This is a genomic window from Mediterranea sp. An20 (assembly GCF_002160055.1).
In the GTDB taxonomy this organism is placed as follows: domain Bacteria; phylum Bacteroidota; class Bacteroidia; order Bacteroidales; family Bacteroidaceae; genus Bacteroides; species Bacteroides avicola.
On sequence record NZ_NFJV01000068.1, the window covers coordinates 1 to 1,667 of the forward strand.

At 55.8% G+C, this 1,667-nt stretch carries 2 tRNA genes and 1 rRNA gene; all 3 read left to right on the forward strand.

Annotation, left to right across the window (positions count from 1 at the left end):
• A 16S ribosomal RNA gene (locus tag B5F34_RS17115) occupies positions 1 to 1,392 on the forward strand; the annotation flags it as partial.
• Between the two features lie 105 nt (positions 1,393 to 1,497).
• Positions 1,498 to 1,571 (forward strand) — tRNA-Ile (locus B5F34_RS17120).
• A 13-nt stretch (positions 1,572 to 1,584) separates the two neighbouring features.
• A tRNA-Ala gene (locus B5F34_RS17125) sits at positions 1,585 to 1,658 on the forward strand.
• Positions 1,659 to 1,667 lie beyond the last annotated feature (9 nt).

Genomic DNA, 1,667 nt, shown 5'->3' on the forward strand with positions numbered 1-1,667 from the left:
TCCACCCGGGGATAGCCTTTCGAAAGAAAGATTAATACCCGATGGCACACGTCTCCTGCCTGGGAGGCGTGTTAAAGGTCCCGACCGGTGGCGGATGGGGATGCGTTCCATTAGTTAGTTGGCGGGGTAACGGCCCACCAAGACGACGATGGATAGGGGTTCTGAGAGGAAGGTCCCCCACATTGGAACTGAGACACGGTCCAAACTCCTACGGGAGGCAGCAGTGAGGAATATTGGTCAATGGCCGTAAGGCTGAACCAGCCAAGTAGCGTGAAGGACGACGGCCCTACGGGTTGTAAACTTCTTTTATAAGGGAATAAAGTTGCGTACGCGTACGCATTTGCATGTACCTTATGAATAAGCATCGGCTAACTCCGTGCCAGCAGCCGCGGTAATACGGAGGATGCGAGCGTTATCCGGATTTATTGGGTTTAAAGGGAGCGCAGACGGGAGGGTAAGTCAGCTGTGAAAGTTTGCGGCTCAACCGTAAAATTGCAGTTGAAACTGTCTTTCTTGAGTGCGGCAGAGGCAGGCGGAATTCGTGGTGTAGCGGTGAAATGCTTAGATATCACGAAGAACTCCGATTGCGAAGGCAGCCTGCCGGGCCGTAACTGACGTTGAGGCTCGAAAGTGCGGGTATCAAACAGGATTAGATACCCTGGTAGTCCGCACCGTAAACGATGAACACTCGCCGTTGGCGATATACAGTCAGCGGCCCAGCGAAAGCGTTAAGTGTTCCACCTGGGGAGTACGCCGGCAACGGTGAAACTCAAAGGAATTGACGGGGGCCCGCACAAGCGGAGGAACATGTGGTTTAATTCGATGATACGCGAGGAACCTTACCCGGGCTTGAACTGTACCGGACCGCGGTGGAAACACCGCTTCCCTTCGGGGCTGGTATGGAGGTGCTGCATGGTTGTCGTCAGCTCGTGCCGTGAGGTGTCGGCTCAAGTGCCATAACGAGCGCAACCCTCATGACCAGTTGCCATCGGGTGATGCCGGGGACTCTGGTCAGACTGCCTTCGTAAGATGTGAGGAAGGGGGGGATGACGTCAAATCAGCACGGCCCTTACGTCCGGGGCTACACACGTGTTACAATGGGGGGTACAGCAGGCCGCGACCCGGCGACGGGCAGCCAATCCCGAAAACCCCTCTCAGTTCGGACTGGAGTCTGCAACCCGACTCCACGAAGCTGGATTCGCTAGTAATCGCGCATCAGCCACGGCGCGGTGAATACGTTCCCGGGCCTTGTACACACCGCCCGTCAAGCCATGAAAGCCGGGGGTGCCTGAAGTGCGTAACCGCAAGGAGCGCCCTAGGGCAAAACCGGTGATTGGGGCTAAGTCGTAACAAGGTAGCCGTACCGGAAGGTGCGGCTGGAACACCTCCTTTCTGGAGCATATGCCATCCGGTTTGTATGCCTGTACTGCTGGTTCTAGTTTATATCCGATAGTGAGAAGAGAAGAAGCCGGGCCGTCAGGCCGGGGTTTGACTGACAGTCCTATAGCTCAGTTGGTTAGAGCGCTACACTGATAATGTAGAGGTCGGCAGTTCAACTCTGCCTGGGACTACCTCTTGGATTGAGGGGGATTAGCTCAGCTGGCTAGAGCACCTGCTTTGCAAGCAGGGGGTCAACGGTTCGAATCCGTTATTCTCCACACGGCAGG